The organism is Pedobacter sp. NO84 (assembly GCF_059703915.1).
The window spans coordinates 2691862-2714528 of sequence record NZ_AP046575.1 but is presented as its reverse complement, the minus strand read 5'-3'; the positions used below and the strand labels follow the sequence as shown (position 1 = coordinate 2714528).

Annotated in this window: 15 protein-coding genes; 13 read left to right on the top strand and 2 right to left on the bottom strand. The window is 39.6% G+C overall.

Annotated features, from left to right (window positions below; genetic code table 11):
* Position 1 precedes the first annotated feature (1 nt).
* Positions 2-3127 (bottom strand): efflux RND transporter permease subunit, encoded by a 3126-nt coding sequence (locus tag AC6H0V_RS11885; RefSeq protein WP_497560397.1) that lies wholly within the window; start codon positions 3125-3127, stop codon positions 2-4.
* On the bottom strand, positions 3124-4248 hold the full coding sequence (locus AC6H0V_RS11880) for an efflux RND transporter periplasmic adaptor subunit (RefSeq protein WP_497560396.1): 1125 nt from the start codon (positions 4246-4248) through the stop codon (positions 3124-3126). The genes AC6H0V_RS11885 and AC6H0V_RS11880 overlap by 4 nt, the downstream gene beginning before the upstream one ends.
* Before the next feature lie 239 nt (positions 4249-4487).
* On the opposite strand from AC6H0V_RS11880, the gene AC6H0V_RS11875 reads away from it, so the two are divergent.
* The 13 genes from AC6H0V_RS11875 to AC6H0V_RS11815 all read left to right on the top strand — a co-directional run bounded on the left by AC6H0V_RS11875 (position 4488) and on the right by AC6H0V_RS11815 (position 22667).
* Entirely contained in the window at positions 4488-6320 is a 1833-nt protein-coding gene (locus AC6H0V_RS11875; protein ID WP_497560395.1) for a M61 family metallopeptidase, read from the top strand.
* 181 nt (positions 6321-6501) lie between these two features.
* Complete coding sequence (locus tag AC6H0V_RS11870) at positions 6502-7227, top strand: LytR/AlgR family response regulator transcription factor (protein WP_497560394.1); 726 nt, start codon at positions 6502-6504, stop codon at positions 7225-7227.
* A 296-nt stretch (positions 7228-7523) separates the two neighbouring features.
* A complete protein-coding gene (locus tag AC6H0V_RS11865; RefSeq protein WP_497560392.1) occupies positions 7524-9293 on the top strand; it encodes an AMP-dependent synthetase/ligase in 1770 nt (589 codons plus the stop codon).
* On the top strand, positions 9271-10983 hold the full coding sequence (gene ggt, locus AC6H0V_RS11860; protein WP_497560390.1) for a gamma-glutamyltransferase: 1713 nt from the start codon (positions 9271-9273) through the stop codon (positions 10981-10983). Before AC6H0V_RS11865 ends, ggt begins: the two co-directional genes overlap by 23 nt.
* Before the next feature lie 197 nt (positions 10984-11180).
* Entirely contained in the window at positions 11181-12887 is a 1707-nt protein-coding gene (locus AC6H0V_RS11855; RefSeq protein ID WP_497560389.1) for a DUF885 family protein, read from the top strand.
* Between the two features lie 352 nt (positions 12888-13239).
* On the top strand, positions 13240-14562 hold the full coding sequence (locus tag AC6H0V_RS11850) for an OmpA family protein (protein WP_497560388.1): 1323 nt from the start codon (positions 13240-13242) through the stop codon (positions 14560-14562).
* 166 nt (positions 14563-14728) lie between these two features.
* Positions 14729-15163: a MarR family winged helix-turn-helix transcriptional regulator gene (locus tag AC6H0V_RS11845; RefSeq protein ID WP_497560387.1), complete on the top strand. Its 435-nt coding sequence runs from the start codon at positions 14729-14731 to the stop codon at positions 15161-15163.
* Entirely contained in the window at positions 15163-17568 is a 2406-nt protein-coding gene (locus AC6H0V_RS11840) for a 3-hydroxyacyl-CoA dehydrogenase/enoyl-CoA hydratase family protein (RefSeq protein WP_497563378.1), read from the top strand. Before AC6H0V_RS11845 ends, AC6H0V_RS11840 begins: the two co-directional genes overlap by 1 nt.
* Before the next feature lie 91 nt (positions 17569-17659).
* Entirely contained in the window at positions 17660-18010 is a 351-nt protein-coding gene (locus tag AC6H0V_RS11835; protein WP_497560386.1) for a four helix bundle protein, read from the top strand.
* Positions 18011-18068: 58 nt separating this feature from the next.
* Positions 18069-19247 (top strand): acetyl-CoA C-acyltransferase, encoded by a 1179-nt coding sequence (locus AC6H0V_RS11830; RefSeq protein WP_497560385.1) that lies wholly within the window; start codon positions 18069-18071, stop codon positions 19245-19247.
* 182 nt (positions 19248-19429) lie between these two features.
* Positions 19430-21220, top strand: a complete 1791-nt coding sequence (locus AC6H0V_RS11825; RefSeq protein WP_497560384.1) for an acyl-CoA dehydrogenase FadE — start codon at positions 19430-19432, stop codon at positions 21218-21220.
* 114 nt (positions 21221-21334) lie between these two features.
* On the top strand, positions 21335-21805 hold the full coding sequence (locus tag AC6H0V_RS11820) for an FKBP-type peptidyl-prolyl cis-trans isomerase (RefSeq protein WP_497560383.1): 471 nt from the start codon (positions 21335-21337) through the stop codon (positions 21803-21805).
* A 7-nt stretch (positions 21806-21812) separates the two neighbouring features.
* Positions 21813-22667, top strand: coding sequence for an FKBP-type peptidyl-prolyl cis-trans isomerase (locus AC6H0V_RS11815; protein WP_497560382.1), 855 nt, complete (start codon positions 21813-21815; stop codon positions 22665-22667).

The window sequence follows — 22667 nt, the reverse complement described above, 5'->3', positions numbered from 1 at the left end:
CTTAGTCATTTAATTTGCGTTGTTGTTCCTCTTCAGCCTCTGCTGCTACTAATGAATCTTTAAGATCTTGGTTTACCTTATGTTCTTTAGACCAGAACGAGTAAATGGCAGGTATAACAAATAAAGTTAGGATCAATGAAAATAACGTTCCACCAATAATAACGGTACCCATGCTCATCCGGCTTTTTGCCGCTGCACCCAAGGCCATCGCAATAGGAAGTGCACCAATGGCAATGGCCATACTAGTCATTAAAATTGGTCTCAGTCTAGAAACAGCCGCCTCTCTGATGGCATCATGAACAGATTTTCCTTCTCTTTCCTTTAATTGGTTAGCAAATTCTACAATCAGGATTCCATTTTTTGTAACTAGACCAATTAACATAATTGTTCCGATCTGGCTAAAGATGTTCCAACTTTGCCCGCATAACCACAACGATAAAAATGCTCCCGCAACTGCCATAGGAACGGTTAAAATAATAATTATGGGATCTTTGAAACTTTCAAATTGTGCCGAAAGAATTAGATAAACCAATAGTAATGCCAGGCCAAATGCAAATAAGGTATTAGATGAGCTTTCTTGAAAATCTCGTGATTCGCCACTTAGATCCGTAGAAAACGATTCGTCTAAAACTTTAGCGGCAATCGCGTCCATAGCTTTTATCCCATCACCAATACTTTTTCCAGGAGCCAAGCCTGCAGAGACGGTTGCCGAAATGAAACGGTTGTTTCGGTAAAGTTGTGGGGGACTGCTTTCTTCTTTGGCACTTACTACGTTGTCAAGTTGGATCAGTTCATTCTTGTTATTTCGTACATAAACAGAACTTAAATCTAAAGGATCTTTTCGATCGCTTACATCAAACTGCCCGATTACCTGATATTGTTTCCCATTCATGAAAAAATAAGAAAAGCGCTGACCGCTTAGTCCCAATTGCAAAGTCTGCGCAATATCTACGATAGAAATTCCTAAGTTATTCGCTTTGGCTCTATCAATAGTTAAATTAATTTCTGGTTTATTAAATTTAAGGTTCACATCCGAGGTCGAGAAAGTAGGATCTTTTGAAACCTCATCCATAAACAATGGCACCTTTTCTCTTAACTTATCAAAATTCTGCGCTTGGATAATGTAACTGATCGGCAAACCACCCCTACGTCCAACAGAAATTGTTGGTTGCTGGTTAACCGTTATCTTACCTTCCGAATACTTTTTAGTAATCTTGGTTAACTTATCGGCAATTTCTTTTTGGCTTCGCTCACGGTCGCCTGGATCAACCAATCCCATTCTTAAAAAACCCGAGTTGGTTGCTCCGGCACCACCAAAACCTGGCGAAGTAATGGTAATCAGTACATTTTTTTCAGGAACAGAATCCGAAACCATTTTGCTCACTTTAGACATAAATCGGTCTGTGTAGGCAAATGATGCTCCCTCTGGAGTACTTAGGTTGAGATTTATCGCACTGCGATCATCATACGGTGCAGTTTCTTTGGGTAGCAAATTCCAGAATAACACAATTAATCCAACACAAACTAATATGATAGGGGCGGCTAACCACCTTCTATCTAAAAATTTATTGAGATTACTTGTATATGACTCGTTCAGTTTTACGAAATAAGGTTCTGTCCAATTGTAAAATTTAGATGGCTTATGACCGCCTTTTTTCATTAGATAGGCATTCAACATTGGGGTTAACGTAAGCGATACAAACGCTGAAATCAAAACCGCTGCACCAATTACTACCCCAAACTCTCGAAAGAGCCGGCCCACAAAACCCTGTAAGAAAATTACGGGTAAAAATACAGCGGCCAATGTAATGGAAATTGAGATAACTGCGAAGAATATCTCATTCGACCCCTTGATTGCGGCTTCAATAGGCGAGAGCCCTTCTTCAACCTTCTTAAAGATGTTTTCGGTTACTACAATTCCATCATCAACCACTAAACCTGTAGCTAAAACGATGGCCAATAATGTAAGTACATTAATTGAAAATCCAAAAATGTACATGATAAAGAAAGTGGCTATTAAAGAAACCGGAATATCTATTAAAGGTCTAAATGCGATTGCCCAGTCTCTAAAGAACAGGTAAATGATCAAAATCACTAGGATAAGAGAGAGCAGGATCGTTTCGGCAACCTCAGTTACTGATTTTTTAATGAACAAGGTCGAATCCAATGAGACTTTCAACTTGATATCCTTAGGCATATCGCTCTCCAGCTTATCAAAGCGCTTATAAAATTCCTTGCTTATTTCTAAATAATTGGCGCCGGGCTGCGGGATAATTCCTACTGCAACCATCGGAATACCGGATTCGCGAAGTACGGTTTCTTCATTTTCTGATCCTAGCTCGATCAGCGCAACATCTTGGAGTTTAACTACATTATTACTGTCTGCTTTAATGATAAGGTTGTTAAATTCTGTAGGTGTGGTAAGTTTACCTAAGGTCTTTACTGTCAACTCTGTTGATGCGCCTGTAAGTTTTCCTGATGGAAGTTCTACATTTTCATTGCCCAATGCGGTTACGATATCAGAAGAAGTTAATCCATAAGATGAAAGTTTATTGGGATCTATTCTTATGCGCATGGCATACTTCCGCTGACCTTGTATTTGTACGCTACTTACCCCGGGGATGGTTTGGATGCGGTCGGCAATTACGTTTTCAGCAAAATCACTTAGATCGGTTACACCACGTTTATCACTCTGTACCGTCATCGAAATAATGGCATCCGAGTTGGCATCGGCTTTGGTTACTGTTGGCAAGCCATCGATATCTTTGGGAAGGTTACGGGCAGCTTGAGAAACTTTATCCCGAACGTCATTTGCAGCCTCGTCGATGTCTTTCCCCAGGTTAAACTCAATGGTGATATTGCTTGATCCTTGGTTACTGGAAGAAGAGATATTCCTGATCCCATCTATCGAATTGATCGATTTTTCTAGAGGTTCTGTAATTTGCGATTCGATAATATCGGAATTAGCACCCGGATAAGAAGTACGAACCGAAACTACCGTGGGATCAATGGAGGGGTATTCCCGAATGCCCAAGAAATTATAGCCAATTACCCCGAAAAGAATAATTACAAGGTTCATCACAATGGCAAGAACTGGCCTTTTTATACTGGTGGTTGAAATGCTCATTGCTTAATTTTAGCCAATTTTACTTTTACTGGGGCATCTGGTTTTAGCGACATGGCGCCTGTGGTTAAAACGGTATCGCCTACATTTAGGCCAGAGGTAATAACCACGCTTTCAGCAGTACGTGTTCCTGCTTCTACCTTTACCTGCTTCGCTTTTCCATCTTTACTAATGTAAACTATTTTTCCTTTTAAGACAGGGATAACGGCCTCAGTTGGAATCAGAATGGCATTATCTAAAGTGCTCAGTGCCAATTTTATTTGTGCAAAAGAACCTGGTAGTAATTCTCCACTGGCATTAGGGGCTAGGGCCTTGATCTGTAAAGTACGGGTTTGTTGGTTAATGCCTGGCTCAATAGCAAATACTTTTCCTTTGTATCTTTTAGCAGATGCATCGGTATTAAAGGTAATTTCTGATCCAATTTTAATCTGGCCAACATATTTTTCTGGCACCGAGAAACTGATCTTAACTGGGTTGGTACTCAATAAATTCGCAATTGTAGTAGATGGGGTCAGGTATTCGCCAACCGAGATTGATCTTAATCCTATCTTACCACTAAACGGAGCTACAATAGATGTTTTGGCCAATTGTGCCCTGATCAGCTGTGATTGTGCTTTAAGCGACTGCAGATCTGCAAGCGAAGTATCGTATTCTTCTTGACTTATGGCCCCTTTTTGCAGCAATTGTTTAGCCCTATTTTCGTTGGTGGCAGAAAGCTTTTCTTTGGTGCCTGCTTCGCGCAGTTGTGCTTGGATATCCCTATCATTAACTTTTACCAACAAAGCACCTTTGCTTACATTGCTGCCTTCCTTAAAATAGATACCGGTAACCAAACCAGGAACTTCACTTCTTAAAACCACTGATTCGTTGGCTTCTATACTGCCCGAAATTTCTAAATTGCTATCAAAGGCAATGGTTTTAACCACAATACCCTCTACAGACATCCCAGGGGCTCCACCTCCAGGGCCACCTTTACCATCTTTTGCGCCTTTACCGCCTTTGCCTGCAGCGCCTTTTCCGCCAGCACCCTCAGCTTCAATTTTTTTGTTTTCCGAAATTCTATGGTAAACTAAATACACAATCCCCAATAAGAGAAGCGTATAAATAATATATCTTTTTTTCATGTATGGTGTTATGCTTAGTTAACGCACAAAAATATTTAATTGTTTGTCTTATCATTTGATGTACTAAGTATGTTACGAATATATTAGGCATACGCACGGAGCATGGGGCATGGTGCGATGCGCATACTCCATGCTCTATGCCCCATGCTTGTAAAATATCTGTGAAATCACCTCATAAATCTGTGAATTCAGTGCTTAAGTAAAATTAAATTATAAATTTGCTGCAAAAGATTTCAACTATGTTTATAAATAAAAAATCAATTTTCGGATTAGTAGTACTACTAACATTTACCATGGCCGCCAAATCTCAAGTTAAAATAGACTTCGAAGTGAGCTTTATAGAGCCACAAGCACATTATGCCGAAGTGCAAATGAATATTTCGGGTATTGCTACAAAAGCATTTGTGGATGTTAAAATGCCAGTTTGGACACCAGGCTCCTATTTGGTTCGCGAATTTGCAAAAAGTGTAGAGGGTTTTACTGCAACGTCTGCCGGAAAAATGATTAAAGCAGAAAAAATAAATAAGAATACATGGAGGGTATATAATGCTAAAGGTAATGCTGTGAAAATTAATTACAGGGTATATGCATTCGAGATTTCTGTGCGTACCGCATTTATTGATGCCTCACATGCATTTTTATCATCTGCAAATATCTTTATGTATCCAGCATGGATGATCAAAACGCCTAGTACAGTAAAGATTATTCCGTTTGAAGGATGGACCCAAGTAAGTACAAGTCTAGAGCCTGTAGCTGGTAAACAATTTACCTATACGGCGCCTGATTTTGATATCTTGTTTGACAGTCCTCTAGAAGTTGGTAACCAAGATGTGTTTGAATTTAATGCTGCTGGAGTAAGACATGAAGTAGCGATGTACGGAGGGGGAAATTACGATAAAGAGCGTTTAAAAGTAGACATGGCAAAAATTGTTGAACAAGCAACAGCAGTTTATGGCGAAAACCCTAATAAGCACTACACCTTTATTGTTCATAATTTTGCACAAGGTGGAGGTGGATTAGAACACCTAAGTTCTACAGTTTTAGGGGCTTCACGTAATGGTTATGGAACCGAGAGAGGATATACTGGCTTTTTAGGCCTAGTGGCACATGAGTATCATCACCTTTGGAATGTGAAAAGACTACGTCCAATTGCATTAGGTCCATTTGATTACGATAATGAAAATTACACCACAAACTTATGGATTGCAGAAGGATTTACTTCCTACTATCAAAACAAGTTTATGTTAAGAGCAGGCCTGATCAACCAAGAAAGCTTTATCAATGGATATATTGGGGCGATAGGAAGTGTGATGAACATTCCCGGAGCAAAAATAAATTCTGCCGCACAATCAAGTTTTGATGCATGGATCAATCCTGCTTATCGCCCAAGCGAAAACGCAAACAATACCTTCGTATCTTATTATTCTAAGGGACAGGTAGTGGGAAACTTAATGGATCTCGAAATAGCAAACGCAACTAAAGGAGCGAAAAGTTTGGATGATGTAATGAAAGCGATGTACTGGCAATGCAAAACACTGAAAAGGGGCTATACCGATGCCGAGTTTAAAGCGATGGTCGAAAAAATTAGTGGAATCAGCTTTACCAGTTTCTGGGATAAATATGTGACCGGAACAACGGATGTAGAGTTTGCCAAATATTTTGGATACGCCGGAATAAATGTAACTGCCGAAAATGCCACTCCAAATGTACCCTCTGCTGGAGCGGGGATAAGCAATGGTAGGGCGGTTACCGTGGCTAGCGTAAGCAGAAATTCGGCAGCGTGGAATGCGGGTTTAAATGTGAATGATGAAATAGTGAGCATTGATGGTGTGGCAATAGCCGATCTGATGAAAGATATCAGACCAGTTCCGGGCCTTTCGATGGATAACCTATCAGCTATCAATAAAAAGCGAATTGGAGATCAGGTAGTGGTTAAAGTAAGACGTGATGGGATTGAAAAAGATATTACCTTAACATTAAAAGAGAATCCGAATATTCGTTTAAAAGCAACACTGATTGAAAATGCAACACCAACTCAGCTCGCAGTTCGTAAGAAATGGATGGGAGTGTAGGCGCTAAGCGCTAAGCGTAACAGCGATAGACAAATAAAATTAAACCCCAGTAAGAGTGATCTTATTGGGGCTTTTTATTTATGGATAATCTTACCGCTTTACGCCTGACGGTCTTCGCCCCATGCGCCTTTCTTTTTTAATTCAATTTAATAGTTTAACTTACCTTTAGTAATTTTGTGCCATGGCTTTTAAATGTGTGGTAATCGATGATGAGCAGTTCGCCGCTAATGCATTGGCAAAATATGTGGCCGATATGCCAAATTTATCCCTATTTAATGTATTTACCGATCCTTTAGTAGCATTGGCAGAAATTAGTGAAGCAGATCAACTTGATTTTATTTTTTTGGATATTGAAATGCCAAATTTATCGGGTTTAGAGTTAGCAAAAAATTTAAGAAGCAAGTGTAAGTTTCTAATTTTTATTACCAGTCATTCCAAACATGCCTTATCCGCTTTTGAGGTCCAAGCTAACCAATACTTGCTTAAACCCATTACATTTTCAAAATTTGCATTAACCATAAATAATCTATTGAGCGCTGAAATAGCACCATCTGTACTCCGTAACCAAGGTAAGAACTTGAAGTTTATAAAAGCAGACCAAAAAAATGCTTACCACTTCTTAAATTCCAATGAAATCATTTCGGTTCAGGCTGCAAAAAACTATATCATTATATCTACTGCCAACGAAAAATTTATTACTCACCTTGGCTTAAACCACATCGAAGCCGCATTGTCACCTGATGAATTTATCAGGATCGGCAAATCGTACATCATTGCTAAGAATGAAATCAGAAAAATTGAAGGTAATCTTATCAAACTTAAAAATAATGAGATTTTTCAGGTCGGAGAAACCTACAAGCCCGCGTTTTTAAGATTCGTAAAGGAAAATATGTTGTCGACTAAATAGCAGAGCGTTTGGCGTTGAGTGCAAAAGCGTTTCCAACTTATCTGCTCTAAGATGTCTTACCTGCCTACCGGCAGGCAGGGATGGTGAAAAAAGCAAAGCGTCTGCCCACTGAGGTGTCTAAGGCGCCTTAGGTGGTGAAAAGTAATGCGTTCGAGGTGTCTTAACTAATGAAAAAAGGAGGAAATTAACACAACCGAAAATATTTTATTAGAAAAGATAATTTGTTAGATTTGAGAACAACAGTTATTACAATCTTTTAACTCGTCGTTTAATAGCTAGCCAAAAAAATTGCTTTCATGTCTACATCTATAACCAGAGTATTCGACTTATTAAAATATAACCTCGATAATTTCCCTAAGCAAGAATTTATTAGTGGAAAAATTAATGGTGTATGGAAAAAATATAGTACGGTCGGATTTTGTGAAACCACAGATAATCTTAGTCGTGGATTAACTACCCTGGGTATTTCAAAAGGATCTCGTGTAGCGGTAATGTCGGCAAATAGGCCCGAATGGAATGTGTGCGATTATGCCATTATGCAATTAGGGGCGTATCAAATCCCTTTGTACCCTACACTAGCGGAGCACGATGTTAAATTTATCATAGAAAACGCCGAAATTACCATCGTTTTTGTTAGTGATGAAGCTATCTATAATAAAGTAAAATCGGTAAATGCTAGCCTTAAAAATCCTGTCCAAATTTTCACCTTTAATGAGATTGAAGGTGCAATTTATTGGGAAGACCTGGTTAATATCGGAAAAACTACACAGATAGATTTGCAACACTATAGAAATGAGGTGAAAGCGGATGATATTCTAACCATCATTTATACCTCCGGCACAACCGGAACTCCAAAAGGGGTAATGCTTACCCATGACAACTTGGTCAAAAATTTCATGAAATCGTGTATCATCTTTCCAACAGAAATTAAAACCTCCATCAGTTTTTTGCCTTTATCGCATATTTTTGAAAGATTGATTTCCTATCTCTATGCCTATGCAAATGTGAGTGTTTATTATGCAGAGAGCATGGATACCATCGTTGCTGATATCCAAGAAGTTAAGCCCAATACCTTTTCTACAGTTCCGAGGTTGCTAGAAAAAATCTATGACAAAATCATGGAGAAAGGGAAGGAGCTAAGTGGAATAAAAAAAGCCATATTTTATTGGTCCTTGGCACTCGCCGAAAAGTACGACCTTAAAAACAGCTGGTGGTATGAGTTCAAATTAGGCATCGCCCGTAAGTTGGTATTTAAAAAATGGAAAGAAGCATTAGGGGGTAATATTGTGGTAATGGCTTCTGGTGGTGCCGCTTTAAATCCACGGTTAAACCGGATATTTTGGGCCGCAGGAATGCCTATTTTTGAAGGCTACGGGCTCACCGAAACCTCTCCTGTTATAACGGTAAACCATTTTGGTGCAACAATGTTCGGTACGGTAGGCACCCCAATTGAAGGGGTAGAAATAAAAATAGCAGATGATGGTGAAATCTTGACAAGAGGACACCATGTAATGAAAGGCTATTATTTAAGGGATGATCTAACCAAAGAAAGTATCGACAAGGACGGTTGGTTTTACACTGGTGATATCGGCGAAATCCTGCCTGGAAATTTTTTAAAGATCACCGATCGTAAAAAAGAGATCTTCAAAACGGCTGGAGGCAAATATGTTGCCCCACAAATGTTAGAAAACAGGTATAAAGAATCGCCTTTGGTAGAACAGATTATGGTATTGGGCGAAAATAGAAAATTCCCTGCCGCACTCGTTGTTCCTAATTTTTCGGCACTTAAAGCCTGGTGTGAGAAAAAAGAAATCCCTTACACTACCAATGGCGAAATGATCCGAAATGAGCAGGTAAATGACAAATACAATAGAATAATTGCCACTTTAGGTGCAGATTTTGGTAAATGGGAACAGGTAAAACGCATTGCCTTGCTCTCAAAAGAATTTAGCATTGACGGGGGAGAACTGACCCCAAAATTGAGCTTCAAACGTAAAGTAATCTTAGAAAAAAATGCTACAATCATCGAAAAGATATATAAAGATGCAGACAATTATAAAAGTTAAAATTACTGGCCTTGCTGCGGTAATTATTGCCACAAGCTTGTTTTTAAGCTGCGTTAGCCATCAACTAGGTAAAAATAACAGCGGAGAATATAGAAATGGAATGGTAGTTTCTGCCAATGAGATTGCCTCAAACGTTGGAGTCGAAATCTTAAAGAAAGGGGGAAACGCTGTTGATGCAGCCGTAGCGGTGCAATTTGCACTAGCTGTTGTTCATCCCAACGCAGGTAACATTGGTGGCGGGGGTTTTATGGTATATCGTTCTGCCAAAGGCGAAATCAACTCTTTGGATTTTAGGGAAAAAGCAGCTTCATCGGCAAGCAGAGATATGTATTTAGATGCTTCTGGTAATCCGATAACTGATAAAAGCCTTTATGGACAGTTGGCTGCTGGTGTACCTGGTTCGGTAGCAGGCATGGTCGAAGCCCATCAAAAATATGGTCGCTTAAAATGGGAAGAATTGGTTGAACCCGCCGTTCGTTTGGCTGGGGAAGGGTTTAAGATTTCGGCGCGCCAAGCAAGAGAACTTAACGGACTAAAAGCAAGATTGGTAAAATTAAATCCACTTGGTACCGCATTGGTAAAAGATACAAAATGGGACGAAGGGGATGTACTGGTACAAAAAGAACTCTCAACTACTTTATCCTTAATTAAAGAAAAAGGCAGAAGTGGGTTTTATGAAGGTGCAGTGGCCGACTCTATTGTAGCCGAAATGCAAAGAGGAGGCGGCATCATTACCAAACAAGATCTTAAAGACTACAAAGCAATTTGGCGTAAACCTGTTACGGGCACTTATCGTGGCTATCAGGTAATTACCATGCCACCGCCTTCAAGTGGCGGAATTGCACTTATCCAACTTTTAAAATCGGTAGAACCTTATCCACTAAGTAAGTGGGGTTTTAATACCGATTCAACCGTCCAGTTAATGGTTGAAGCAGAGCGAAGGGTGTATGCAGACAGAGCAGCCCATCTTGGAGACCCAGATTTCTATCCAGTGCCTCAAAGGAAGTTGATTGATGATGTTTACGTGAAGCAACGTATGTCTAGTCTAAATTGGCAAAAAGCAAGCACAAGCGCTGAAGTTAGTGCGGGTGAAATAGCGCCAACCGAACACGAAGAAACTACGCACTTTTCTATTGTTGATCGCGACGGGAATGCGGTATCGATTACCACCACGCTTAATGGTTCTTATGGAGCTGCCGTTGTTGTAAAAGGCGCAGGCTTCTTGCTAAACAACGAAATGGATGATTTTTCTGTTAAGCCAGGTTCTCCTAATATGTATGGATTGGTTGGAGGAGAAGCCAATGCAATTGCACCGCAGAAGCGGATGTTAAGTTCAATGACACCAGCAATTTTAGCAAAGGATGGAGAACTATTTATGGTAGTGGGTACTCCGGGAGGATCAACGATCATTACCTCGGTTTTTCAGACCATTTTAAATGTAATTGATTTTAACCAATCTATGCAGGCAGCCGTAAATGCCAAAAAATTCCACCACCAATGGCTGCCAGATCAGGTAGATATGGAAGACAAAGCAATAGATAGCCTAACCCTGATAAAGTTAACCGAAAAAGGATATAAAATGGTTCCTCGCGGACCGATCGGCAGAGTAGACGCAATCTTAAAAACCAAATGGGGATATTATCAAGGTGGCGCGGATCCTAGAGGGGATGATAAGGCAGTTGGGTGGTAGTTAGATGTAAAATGTAAAACGGAAGATGGAAGATGGAAAGCCAAAGTCCACAAGATTTATCAATAAGCTCCACTTTTTACGTTAACCAGCCCCTCTCCTTCAGGAGAGGCGGGGGTGAGGTAATCGGTGTAATCTTTTTCCCGATAGCTATCGGGACGGTGTAATCAACCGCGAAGCGTAACTATAAACAAATTCTCATGAGAGCTCTACTTATTCTTTTATTTTTTGGTTTTCTTCAATTATCGCATGCGCAAAGCAATGAAGCAAGCCTTATCGCGCCGCTTATTAATCAGTATCAGGCTGATGAACAGATGCTCAATAGGAAGTATACGCTTAAACGTTCTGTAGAATATTACAATAGGATGGAAGATTTCTATGCTACCTGGATCGCAAAGCTGAAGGAAGTGCCGTTCACAAAACTTACCGTAAATGAAAGGGTTGATTATATCTTGCTCCAACGTGATATTAATGCCGATAATAGAGATCTACAACAAGCCTATATCGAATTTAAATCCAATAATTTTACTATTCCATTTGCAAAAGCGATCGTGGATTTCGAACAAAAGAGACGGGTTGGCAAGCAACAGGATGGTAAATTTACCTCTCAAATCTTCGACACGTTAAGGGATGATATCAGAAATACCACTAAAGCAGTTAACAACTTACAGTTGGTGGTTAGTCCGGCACAGGCAAATTGGGCTCAACAAACGGTAAATCAATACCTGAATGTTTTCATGGAAGCGTATAAGTTTTATGATGGCTACGATCCGCAGTTTACGAAGGCCACAAAAATAGCTTACCAAAACGCAGTAGACGAAATGAGGGCCTATGTTACTGAATTAAATAAAACCGCTAAACTGTCTAATGTTAAGGATGATGGAAGTGGCATTTTGGGCAACCCAATAGGGCGTAAGGCTTTTTTAGAGCTGCTTAACGACGAAATGATTGCTTACACGCCCGAACAAATTGAAGCCATAGCCAACAAGGAATTTGCTTGGTGTGATGCAGAAATGATTAAGGCATCGCAACAAATGGGTTTTGGTAACTACTGGAAAAAAGCATTGGAAAAGGTTAAAACCGACTACCCTGAATTGGGCAAACAACCTGAATTTGTTTATCAATTGGCAACAGAAGCCATTGACTTTGTAGAGCAGAATAAGTTGATTGATGTTCCCGAGCTAGCTAAAGAAGGTTGGCGAATGCGGATGCTAACTCCACAAGAACAATTATTTGCGCCCTTTTTCTTGGGTGGCGAATCAGTTCTTATTGCCTACCCAACTTCAGACATGAGCGAAGATGCAAAAATGATGACCTTAAGGGGTAACAATCGCCATTTTTCTAGAGCCGTAGTTTTTCATGAGCTTATACCTGGGCATAACCTTCAATATTTTATGCAAAATAGATATAAAACTTATCGGAAGGGTTTCGGAACTCCATTCTGGACCGAAGGATGGTCGCTGTACTGGGAAATGCTTTTGTGGGACAAGAACTTCGCCAAAACCCCAGAGGATAAAGTCGGAATGCTTTTCTGGCGCATGCATCGCTGTGCAAGGATCATTTTTTCCATGAATTATCATTTAGGTAAATGGACCCCAAAACAATGTATTGATTTTTTGGTCGAACGCGTAGGCTTTGAAAGAGCTAATGCCGAAGCGGAAGTGCGAAGGTCCTTTACGGGAGGTTATGGGCCACTCTATCAAATTGGATATATGCTAGGAGGCCTAGAATTTAGGGCTTTACATAAAGAGCTGGTTGATGGGGGCAAAATGTCGAATGTGGATTTCCATGATCGAATTTTAAAAGAAAACAATATGCCTGTAGAAATGGTACGGGCTCTTTTAACCAATCAGGTGCTTCCAGAAAACTTCACCACTAAATGGAAATTTGCAGGAGAGATTAACTAGAGCATCTTTACTTTTACCACCCCAGATCGCGCTGGCAAGGAGATATCTAAAAAACTGAAGCGAATACGCTAAGGTGTGCTTTAGATGGTTAAAAACTATAATGCCATCTTATTCAAAACAAAAGGTAGGTTTCTTTGTTTCGGGGTGCCCCAACACTTTTATATATTTCTGTATAGCAAACCACACACTTTTTTAACACTTTTTAACATTCTAAAATAGTAAAAACCCATTCAATCACTTGTAGATAAGGGTTATTGATACTAACTGTAACTCTTTTTATAGATTTTGGTATAGGTATTGCCTATAGGCATTAGATAAGTATGAAAACGCTTAACCTTATAAAAATAATATTATGAAACTGAAATTTTTAAAATGTATACCAGTTGTTTTAGCTGGTTTATTTATTGGGAATGCCGCCTCGGCGCAAACCACAACCACAACCATGGAGCCTTTTAGGACATGGTCTATCGGTCTTAACGCTGGTACAACTATTCCAATTTCACCGCTGGGTGGAAGAAATGATTATTCTCATTGGGAAACAGGCTTTTCTTATGGGCTGTATATTAAAAAACAAATTACTCCATCTTTCTCGTTACGTTTAGATGGTTTTAGGGGTGCAACCAAAGGTGATAATACCCAGCCTTTTAATAGTGGCTCAACCGTAGGAGGCCCATTTAGCTCGTTCAGAACAGATATTAACTATGCAGGTAGCTTAAGTGCTGTTGCTAATGTATTTAACTGGAGCATGTTTAAACAACAAAATAATGCGCAGTTTTTTGTATCTGCCGGTGGTGGTTTTACAAATTATACAGCAACTACAACTTCTTCAGGTGCGGGAACATTGGTAGTTGAAAATCCAACGGTTACTAAAATTAATATCCCAGTTGGTTTAGGTGTTAAATTTCGTTTAACTGAAGCCATGAACTTAGACATTGGCGCAACAATGAATTATGTTGATGCTGATAACTTCGATGGTCGTGAAGCTAATGGAAACGATAAATATACTTATGGCTATGCAGGATTAGAGTTTGCATTAGGAAAAGGAAAACAATTAGCTTTCTTTAGCCCAACAGCTGCTACATATGATCAAGCAGTAGCTGCAAAAAATGCTGCTGACGCTTTGAAATCTGATTTAGATGCACAAAGAGCCGAAAATGCTAGATTGCGTTCAGAAATGGGTGATCTATTAAAAGATAGTGATGGAGATGGTGTAGCTGATAAATTAGACAAATGTCCAGGTACTCCTAGAGGAACAGTAGTTGATGGAGGTGGATGTCCATTAAAGGTTCCTGCTCCTCAAATTACCGAAAGAGTTGTAGTTACCGAGGCAGATCGTAAAGTTGTAGCAGATGCTATTACTAACTTAGAATTTGATTTTGGTAAATCAACCATTCGTGCTAAATCTTATCCTACCTTAAATAGAGTTGCTGCTTTATTGGTTGAGAAAAACTTTAGCTTGAAATTAGCTGGTCATACTGATAATGTAGGTAGCGATGCTGCTAATTTAAAATTGTCTAAAGATAGAGCAGAGGCGATTAGATCTTACTTAGTATCCCAAGGTGCTAACGCAAGCAGAATCGAATCTGTTGGATATGGCGAAAGTCAACCAATTGCTTCAAACAATACAGACGCTGGTCGTCAAAAAAATAGAAGAGTTGAATTTACTTTGTATTAAGTCAAATTAAATCTCTTAATCAGAAAGCGTCTCGAGTAATCGAGGCGCTTTTTTGCTGTAACACCAAACCTGTAAGATTTTTTGAAAACCTTACAGGTTTTTTTTCATTTTCCCCTTGCATCCTATTTTTTTTAATTATAAATTTGTTATGCAAGCATAGTAATTAATGAAGCAGAAAGAAACAGTAGATTATTTTCTGAAGGTGGTTTGGCAAAATGTTTCCAACACCTATAACCAAATTGCCTCGGGTTTTGGGATTACTCAGGCCATTGGGTATGTACTTATTAATATTGAGGCAGAAGGAACCGCCGTTTCGGCATTAGCAGCCTTACTGGGGGTTAAAGCTACGAGTTTATCTCGAATGTTGAACAATATGGAAGAGCTCGGTCTAATTTATAGAGAAACTGCCTCTGGTGATAAGCGATCGGTAAAAGTTTTTTTAACACCATTTGGAATTGAGAAGCGGAAGCTGGCCAGAAATGTGGTGGTATCTTTTAACGAATACCTTAATGAAAAAATGACTACAAAAGAAAAAGAGCAGTTAATTGCTGCATTAGAAAAAGTTAATCAGCTAACGTTGGCCTATTCACCCAAATTATGATGAACAAAAAGATAAATAAGGTTGCAGTATTAGGCTCGGGTATCATGGGTTCTCGTATTGCGTGCCATTTCGCCAATATCGGTGTAGAGGTACTTCTTTTAGATATTGCACCAAAGGAACTAAATACTGAAGAAACCGCTAAGGGATTAGCGTTAACCCATCCAATGGTTAAAAACCGTGTGGTTAACACCGCGCTTCAAACTACGGTTAAAACCAATCCATCGCCAATTTATTCGCAATCGGTGCTTAAGCGGATAAGTACGGGCAACTTTGAGGATGATATGCCTAAAATCGCTAATTATGATTGGATAATAGAGGTGGTGGTAGAAAATTTGGACATCAAGAAGAAAATCTTCGAACAGGTTGAACAATTTCGCAAAGCCGGAACGTTGGTCACTTCAAATACTTCTGGAATTCCGATCCATATGATGGCAGAGGGTAGAAGCGATGATTTTAAAGCCAACTTTTGCGGAACGCACTTTTTCAACCCGCCACGCTATTTAAGATTATTGGAAGTTATACCTACTTCCTCAACCAAATCAGAGATTGTAGATTTTCTGATGTATTATGGAGACAAATTTTTAGGTAAAACCACTGTTCTTTGCAAGGATACTCCCGCATTTATTGCCAATAGGGTTGGTGTATATTCGATTATGTCACTTTTGCATCTGGTAGAAAAAATGGAACTTACGGTAGAGGAAGTGGACAAATTTACGGGCCCTGCTTTAGGTAGGCCAAAGTCTGCCACGTTCCGTACAACAGATGTGGTAGGTTTGGATACCATGGTTAAAGTAGCCAAAGGTTTGTATGATAACTGCCCCAATGATAAAGCGCACCACCTATTTCAACTTCCGGATTACGTAAAAAAAATGGAGGCCAATAATTGGTTGGGCGATAAGACCAATCAGGGCTTTTATAAAAAGACCAAGTCTGCCGAAGGCAAAACAGAAATTTTGGCCCTTGATCTGAAAACGTTCGAATACCGGCCTCAAGAGAAGGTTAAATCGCCAACGTTGGAGATTACCAAAAACATCGAAAATGTAAAAGACCGGATGAAGGTTTTTGCGGAAGGAAAAGATAAAGCTGGAGAATTATTCAGGGCATCATTCTATGGCTTATTTGAGTATGTCTCTGATCGCATTCCAGAAATTGCCGATGAACTTTACCGAATTGATGATGCCATGAGAGCGGGTTTTGGTTGGGATTTAGGTCCATTTGAAGTGTGGGACGCGGTTGGAATATCAGCTTCGCTTGATGGAATGAAACGCTATGGACACGCTCCAGCTGCATGGGTTACCGAAATGTTAGGGGCAGGACATACCTCATTTTACAAGGTGGAAGATGGGATTAAAAAGTATTATGATATTCCTTCAAAGAGTTATAAGGCCATTCCTGGAACCGATAGCTTTATCATCCTCGATAATTTAAGGGCAAATAAAGTGCTTTATAAAAATGCTGGTGCCTCTATCATCGATTTAGGCGATGGCATATTGAATGTAGAATTCCACTCTAAAATGAATACTATTGGAGGGGATACCTTATCAGCCATTAATAAAGCAATAGATATGGCCGAAAAAGACTATCGTGGTGTGGTAATCGGCAATGATGGGGCAAACTTCTCAGCTGGAGCCAATGTGGGCATGATCTTTATGATGGCCGTAGAACAGGAGTGGGAAGAATTGAATATGGCAGTAAGGTTATTCCAAAATACATCAATGCGCATTCGATATTCATCAATTCCGGTAGTTGTTGCGCCGCATAATTTAACACTGGGTGGGGGATGCGAGTTCAGCTTACATGCCGATTTTGTGCAACTCAATGCCGAAACCTATATGGGTCTGGTTGAATTTGGAGTTGGTGTAATTCCAGGCGGAGGCGGTACAAAAGAATTTGCTTTAAGGGCATCAGACGAATATAGAGCAGATCAAATTGTGCAGAATACCATGAAAGATCGTTTCTTAACCATTGGGATGGCCAAAGTTTCGACTTCTGCGGTTGAAGCTTTTGAATTGGGTTATCTTCAAAAAGATAAATATGCAATTAGCATGAACAGGAGTCGCTTAATTGCAGATGCAAAAGAAAAAGCAATTGAACTGGCGGATGCAGGGTATACCAAGCCCATCCAACGGAAAGACATTAAAGTATTGGGCAAGCAAGGATTAGGGATTGTTTATGCCGGAGCAAATACCATGTTCTCTGGAAATTATATTTCTGAACATGATAAAAAAATATCTGAAAAACTAGGCTGGGTGCTATGTGGTGGAGATCTTTCATCGCCAACAGAAGTAACAGAGCAATATTTACTGGATTTAGAACGGGAAGCATTTTTATCACTTTGTGGAGAAAGAAAAACGCTGGAGAGAATCCAGTCGATTGTGACTAAGGGTAAACCGTTGAGAAATTAGTATAGCGTATTGCGATGTGCGTATTGGGACATATGTATTAAGCAAAAATTGACATACAAATCCTTATTGTGCAAAATTTAAATTTAAGATTATGCATGAAATTAAAAAATTAAAAATCTGGCAAAAGGCAATTGACCTAGCAGTTAACGTTTATAAAGTGTCTAGTAACTTTCCGACGGACGAACGTTTTGGATTGATTTCTCAAACGAGGAGATGTGCTGTTTCAGTTCCTTCTAATATAGCAGAAGGAGCAGGCAGGAATACAACAGGAGAGTTTAAACAATTTTTAGGCATTGCAAATGGTTCTTCTTTCGAACTACAAACACAATTGGTAATTGCTGAAAAGTTGGGATTTATGGATGAAATTATGTGTGAAAGGCTATTAGATAATATAGACGAATTACAAAAAATGAATTATAAGCTCCAGGCAGCTTTGAAATAACAGTGAACTGTAGGCATATTGTCCCACTACGCAATACGCACTACGCAATACGAAAAATATGAATGAAGCTTATATTATAGCCGGACTTAGAACCGCAGTGGGAAAAGCCCCACGAGGAGTATTCCGTTTTACCCGTGCGGATGAACTCGCCGCTAATGTAATCCGAGAATTGGTTGCATCGGTACCAAATTTAAACAAAGAGCAGATAGACGACGTGATTGTGGGTAACGCTACACCCGAGGCTGAGCAGGGTTTAAATATTGCCCGTATGATCAGCTTGATGGGACTAGACACCGATAAAGTACCTGGCGTAACCATTAACCGTTACTGCGCATCTGGTCTGGATACCATTGCAACAGCTGTAGCCAAAATTAAGTCGGGCATGGCCGATTGTATCGTGGCCGGTGGTGTAGAAATCATGTCGGGAATGCCATTTGGCGGATGGAAATTGGTGCCAAATCCAGATGTAGCTAAAACTAATCCCGATTGGTACTGGGGGATGGGACTTACTGCAGAAGCTGTTGCAAAAGAATACAGCATTAGTAGGGAAGACCAGGATGAGTTTTCTTATCAATCGCATAAAAAAGCAGTAGAAGCCATAAAAAATGGACATTTAAAGGCAGGTGTCTTACCGATTACTGTAAATGAAAATTACTTGGATGCCAATATGAAGAGGCAAACCCGTTCGTATGTAGTGGATACAGATGAAGGACCCAGAGCGGACACTACAGTAGAAAAACTGGCGAAACTTAAACCTGTTTTTGCTGCAAATGGATGCATTACAGCTGGCAATTCTTCGCAAACCTCTGATGGTGCAGCCTTTGTTTTGGTGGTTTCAGAAAAAAAAATGAAAGAATTGGGAGCCGAGCCAATAGCTCGTTTAGTAAGTTATGGGGTTGCCGGTGTACCACCACGAATTATGGGTATAGGTCCTATTGAAGCTATTCCGAAAGCCTTAAAACAAGCCGGACTAAAACAGGAAGATATAGAACTAATAGAATTAAATGAAGCTTTTGCTTCCCAATCGTTGGCAATTATCAGAACCTTAGGACTTGACCCATCAAAAATAAACGTAAACGGGGGGGCAATAGCTTTAGGCCATCCATTGGGTTGTACCGGGGCAAAACTCTCTGTTCAACTATTTAACGAACTAAAAAGACAGAACAAGAAATACGGGATGGTAACCATGTGTGTGGGCACCGGACAAGGGGCGGCAGGGGTGTTTGAGGTCTTTTAAGATATGAGATATGGTATTGCGTATTGAGACAGGCGAACTGCATGATGCAAATTCGCAATAGCATATAAATAATTAACCTAAATGAAGATAAGTAGGCGAAATACTCATTAACACAAGATAAAATTACTAGCGTAACGTTTGAACTATGTCTCAATACGCAATACGCATTACTCAATACTAAAATGGAAACTACAAGCAAAAAAACAATCAAGGGTGGTGAATTTTTAATTACAGAAACCCAGTTTCAGGATGTATTTATTCCCGAAGAATTTGATGAAGAGCAGCAAATGATTGCGCAAACCTGCCGTGATTTTTTAGCTATCGAAATCAATCCTATTTTAGATAGAATTGATAGCCAGGAAGAGGGACTTATGCCATCACTGATGGATAAGGCCGGTGAACTTGGGATTTTGGGCGTTTCCATTCCCGAAGAATTTGGGGGTTTTGGAAAGAACTTTAATACCTCAATGTTGGTAGCAGATGTTTGCGGCGCGGGACATTCATTCGCGGTCGCCCTATCAGCCCATACCGGGATTGGAACCTTACCGATATTGTATTATGGAAGTGAGGCGCAAAAAGCGAAATATATTCCAAAATTAGGCACTGGCGAATGGAAGGCCTCCTACTGCTTAACCGAACCAAATTCTGGTTCAGATGCAAACTCCGGAAAAACAAAGGCAAGATTATCTGCGGATGGAAAGCATTATGTGATTAATGGTCAGAAGATGTGGATTACCAATGCGGGTTTTGCAGACATTTTTATCGTATTTGCAAAAATAGACGATGATAAAAATCTTACGGCCTTCATTATAGAAAAAGAATTTGGTGGGATTACAATGAACCCAGAAGAACATAAAATGGGTATTAAAGGCTCATCGACCCGACAGGTATTTTTTAACGACTGCACTGTTCCGGTTGAGAATATGCTTTCTGACCGTGAGAACGGGTTTAAAATCGCAGTAAATATCTTGAATATCGGGAGGATTAAATTGGCTGCTGCGGCGATTGGCGGTTCGAAAGAAGTTTTAAGTCAAGCGGTAAATTATGCTAATGAAAGGATCCAGTTTGAACGACCGATTTCAAAGTATGGGGCAATCCGTTTTAAAATCGCGGAAATGGCAACTAAGATCTATGCAGTTGAATCAGCTAATTACCGTGCCGGACAAAATATTGACGATGCTTATGATGAGCTAGTTGCCAAAGGCACCGACGCTGGGAAAGCAAAATTAAAATCTACAGAACAGTTCGCTGTTGAATGTGCCATCTTAAAGGTTTGGGGTTCTGAAGTATTGGATTACGTTACCGATGAGGGAGTACAGATTTATGGTGGAATGGGTTTCTCAGCAGATGCACCAATGGATAGGGCCTATCGAGATGCCCGCATTAACCGAATATTTGAAGGTACAAATGAAATCAACAGATTGTTGACCGTAGATATGATGCTAAAACGGGCAATGAAGGGCGAATTGGATTTAATGACCCCAGCAACCGCGGTGGCGGCAGAACTAATGTCGATCCCAGATTTTGGAGAGGAGGATACCACCTTATTTGCTGCAGAGAAAAAAATAATCCAAAATCTTAAGAAAGCAACGTTAATGGTTGCTGGAGCCGCGGTTCAAAAATTGATGATGAGCCTTTCTAAGGAACAGGAGATCTTAATGAACATCGCCGATATGGCCAGTTATGTATATGTGGCCGAATCAGCAATGCTAAGAACAGAAAAATTAGTGAGCATGCGGGGAGAAGAGGCCTGCAAAGGTCAACTTGATATGATGAAAATCTATTTTGTGGAAGCAGTTGATGGCGTTCAGAAAGCCGGCAAAGAAGCACTATGGGCCTTTGCCGAGGGCGATGAACAAAGAATGATGCTTGTTGGATTGCGCAGATTTACAAAAATAGAGCCTTTTAACGTAAAGCAAGCCCGACAAAATGTTGCTCAACAGATCATAGGGGCTAATAAGTACTGCTTTTAGGCATAGTGCTGAGCGCTTAGGGCTGCCCTACTCCATGCCTATGCGCTAGACTTTATTTGTTAAAAATGGTTAAAAATTGTGCTATCGGCAATAAAAGCTTATTTTTGTGCAATTATGTTAAAAACTCGAATACTTTTAGGCCTTCTTTTAATAGTTGGGGCTTTCTCATCCTGTAAAAAAGAAGATTACGATGCTGATAAACAATTAAAAATAGATGATGCGCTGATTGTAGATTTTATTGCAAAAAATAGTATTGTTGCAGTAAAGCATAGTTCTGGAATTTATTATCAAATTATTACTCCAGGTTCTGGTAATGTAACGTTTTCGCCATCAACTAATGTTTCGGTGAATTATGAAGGTAGATTATTGAATGGAAATGTTTTCGATAAATCATCAACTACGTCTACATTTGCATTAGGGAATTTAATCCAAGGATGGCAAATAGGAATTCCGTTGATCCAAAAGGGAGGGAGAATTAGATTGATTATCCCTTCGAGCTTAGCCTATAAAAATACTTCACCTGGTGCTGGAATACCTGAAAATGCTGTTCTAGACTTTACTATCGATTTATTAAATGCACAATAATATACAAATGCTAAAAAAATTAACATTATATTCTGTTGCCTTTTTGGGCATATTAGTTCTTTTTAACTCTTGTAAAAAGGAATACGAATCAATAGAAAGTATTGATGATGCTAAAATTCAAGCTTACATCAAACAAAATAATTTAACCATGACAAAAGATCCTACTGGATTTTATTATCAGGTTTTAACCGTTGGCGCTGGAGCGCCATTATTAAATAAAGATTCGGTTTTCTATAAATTAGCTATCAAATCTCTTGATGGAACAGTATATTACACATCCCCTGCCTACGGCAATGAAGGAAATTATGTAGGATATACCTCTCCAGCTTCTTATAGAATTGCACTGGCCGGCATAAATAGAGGCTCAAAGGTTAGGGTTATTTTGCCATCTTACTTGGCCTACGGCAAAAACGGGAATACATCCGTACCTTCTAACGAGGTTATTGTATCCGAACTTTCAACCTATAATGAAACAGCGCAATGGAAGATCGACGATAAAACTATAAGCGACTTCTTGGCTGCTAAAAGTATAACGGCAGTTAAAAGTCCTCTCAGGGTTTATTATAACAGAAGTGTTATAGGTATTGGCAATGCGATAGATATCGGTTCTACGGTAACTGTGAAATATACCGGCCGTTTCCTTGATGGAACTGTATTCGATACTTCTGGAGATGCTACTTTTGTTTATCAGGCAACTGGAGAAGCAATAAAAGGATGGGATATTCTGTTAGGAATGACAGAAGGAACCAAGGTAAGATTTTTTGTGCCTTCAGATTTAGCTTATGGAACAGCTGGAAGAGGAAGCGTACCCCCAAATGCAATACTTGATTTTGATGTAGAAATTGTTAGCATAGCAAAATAG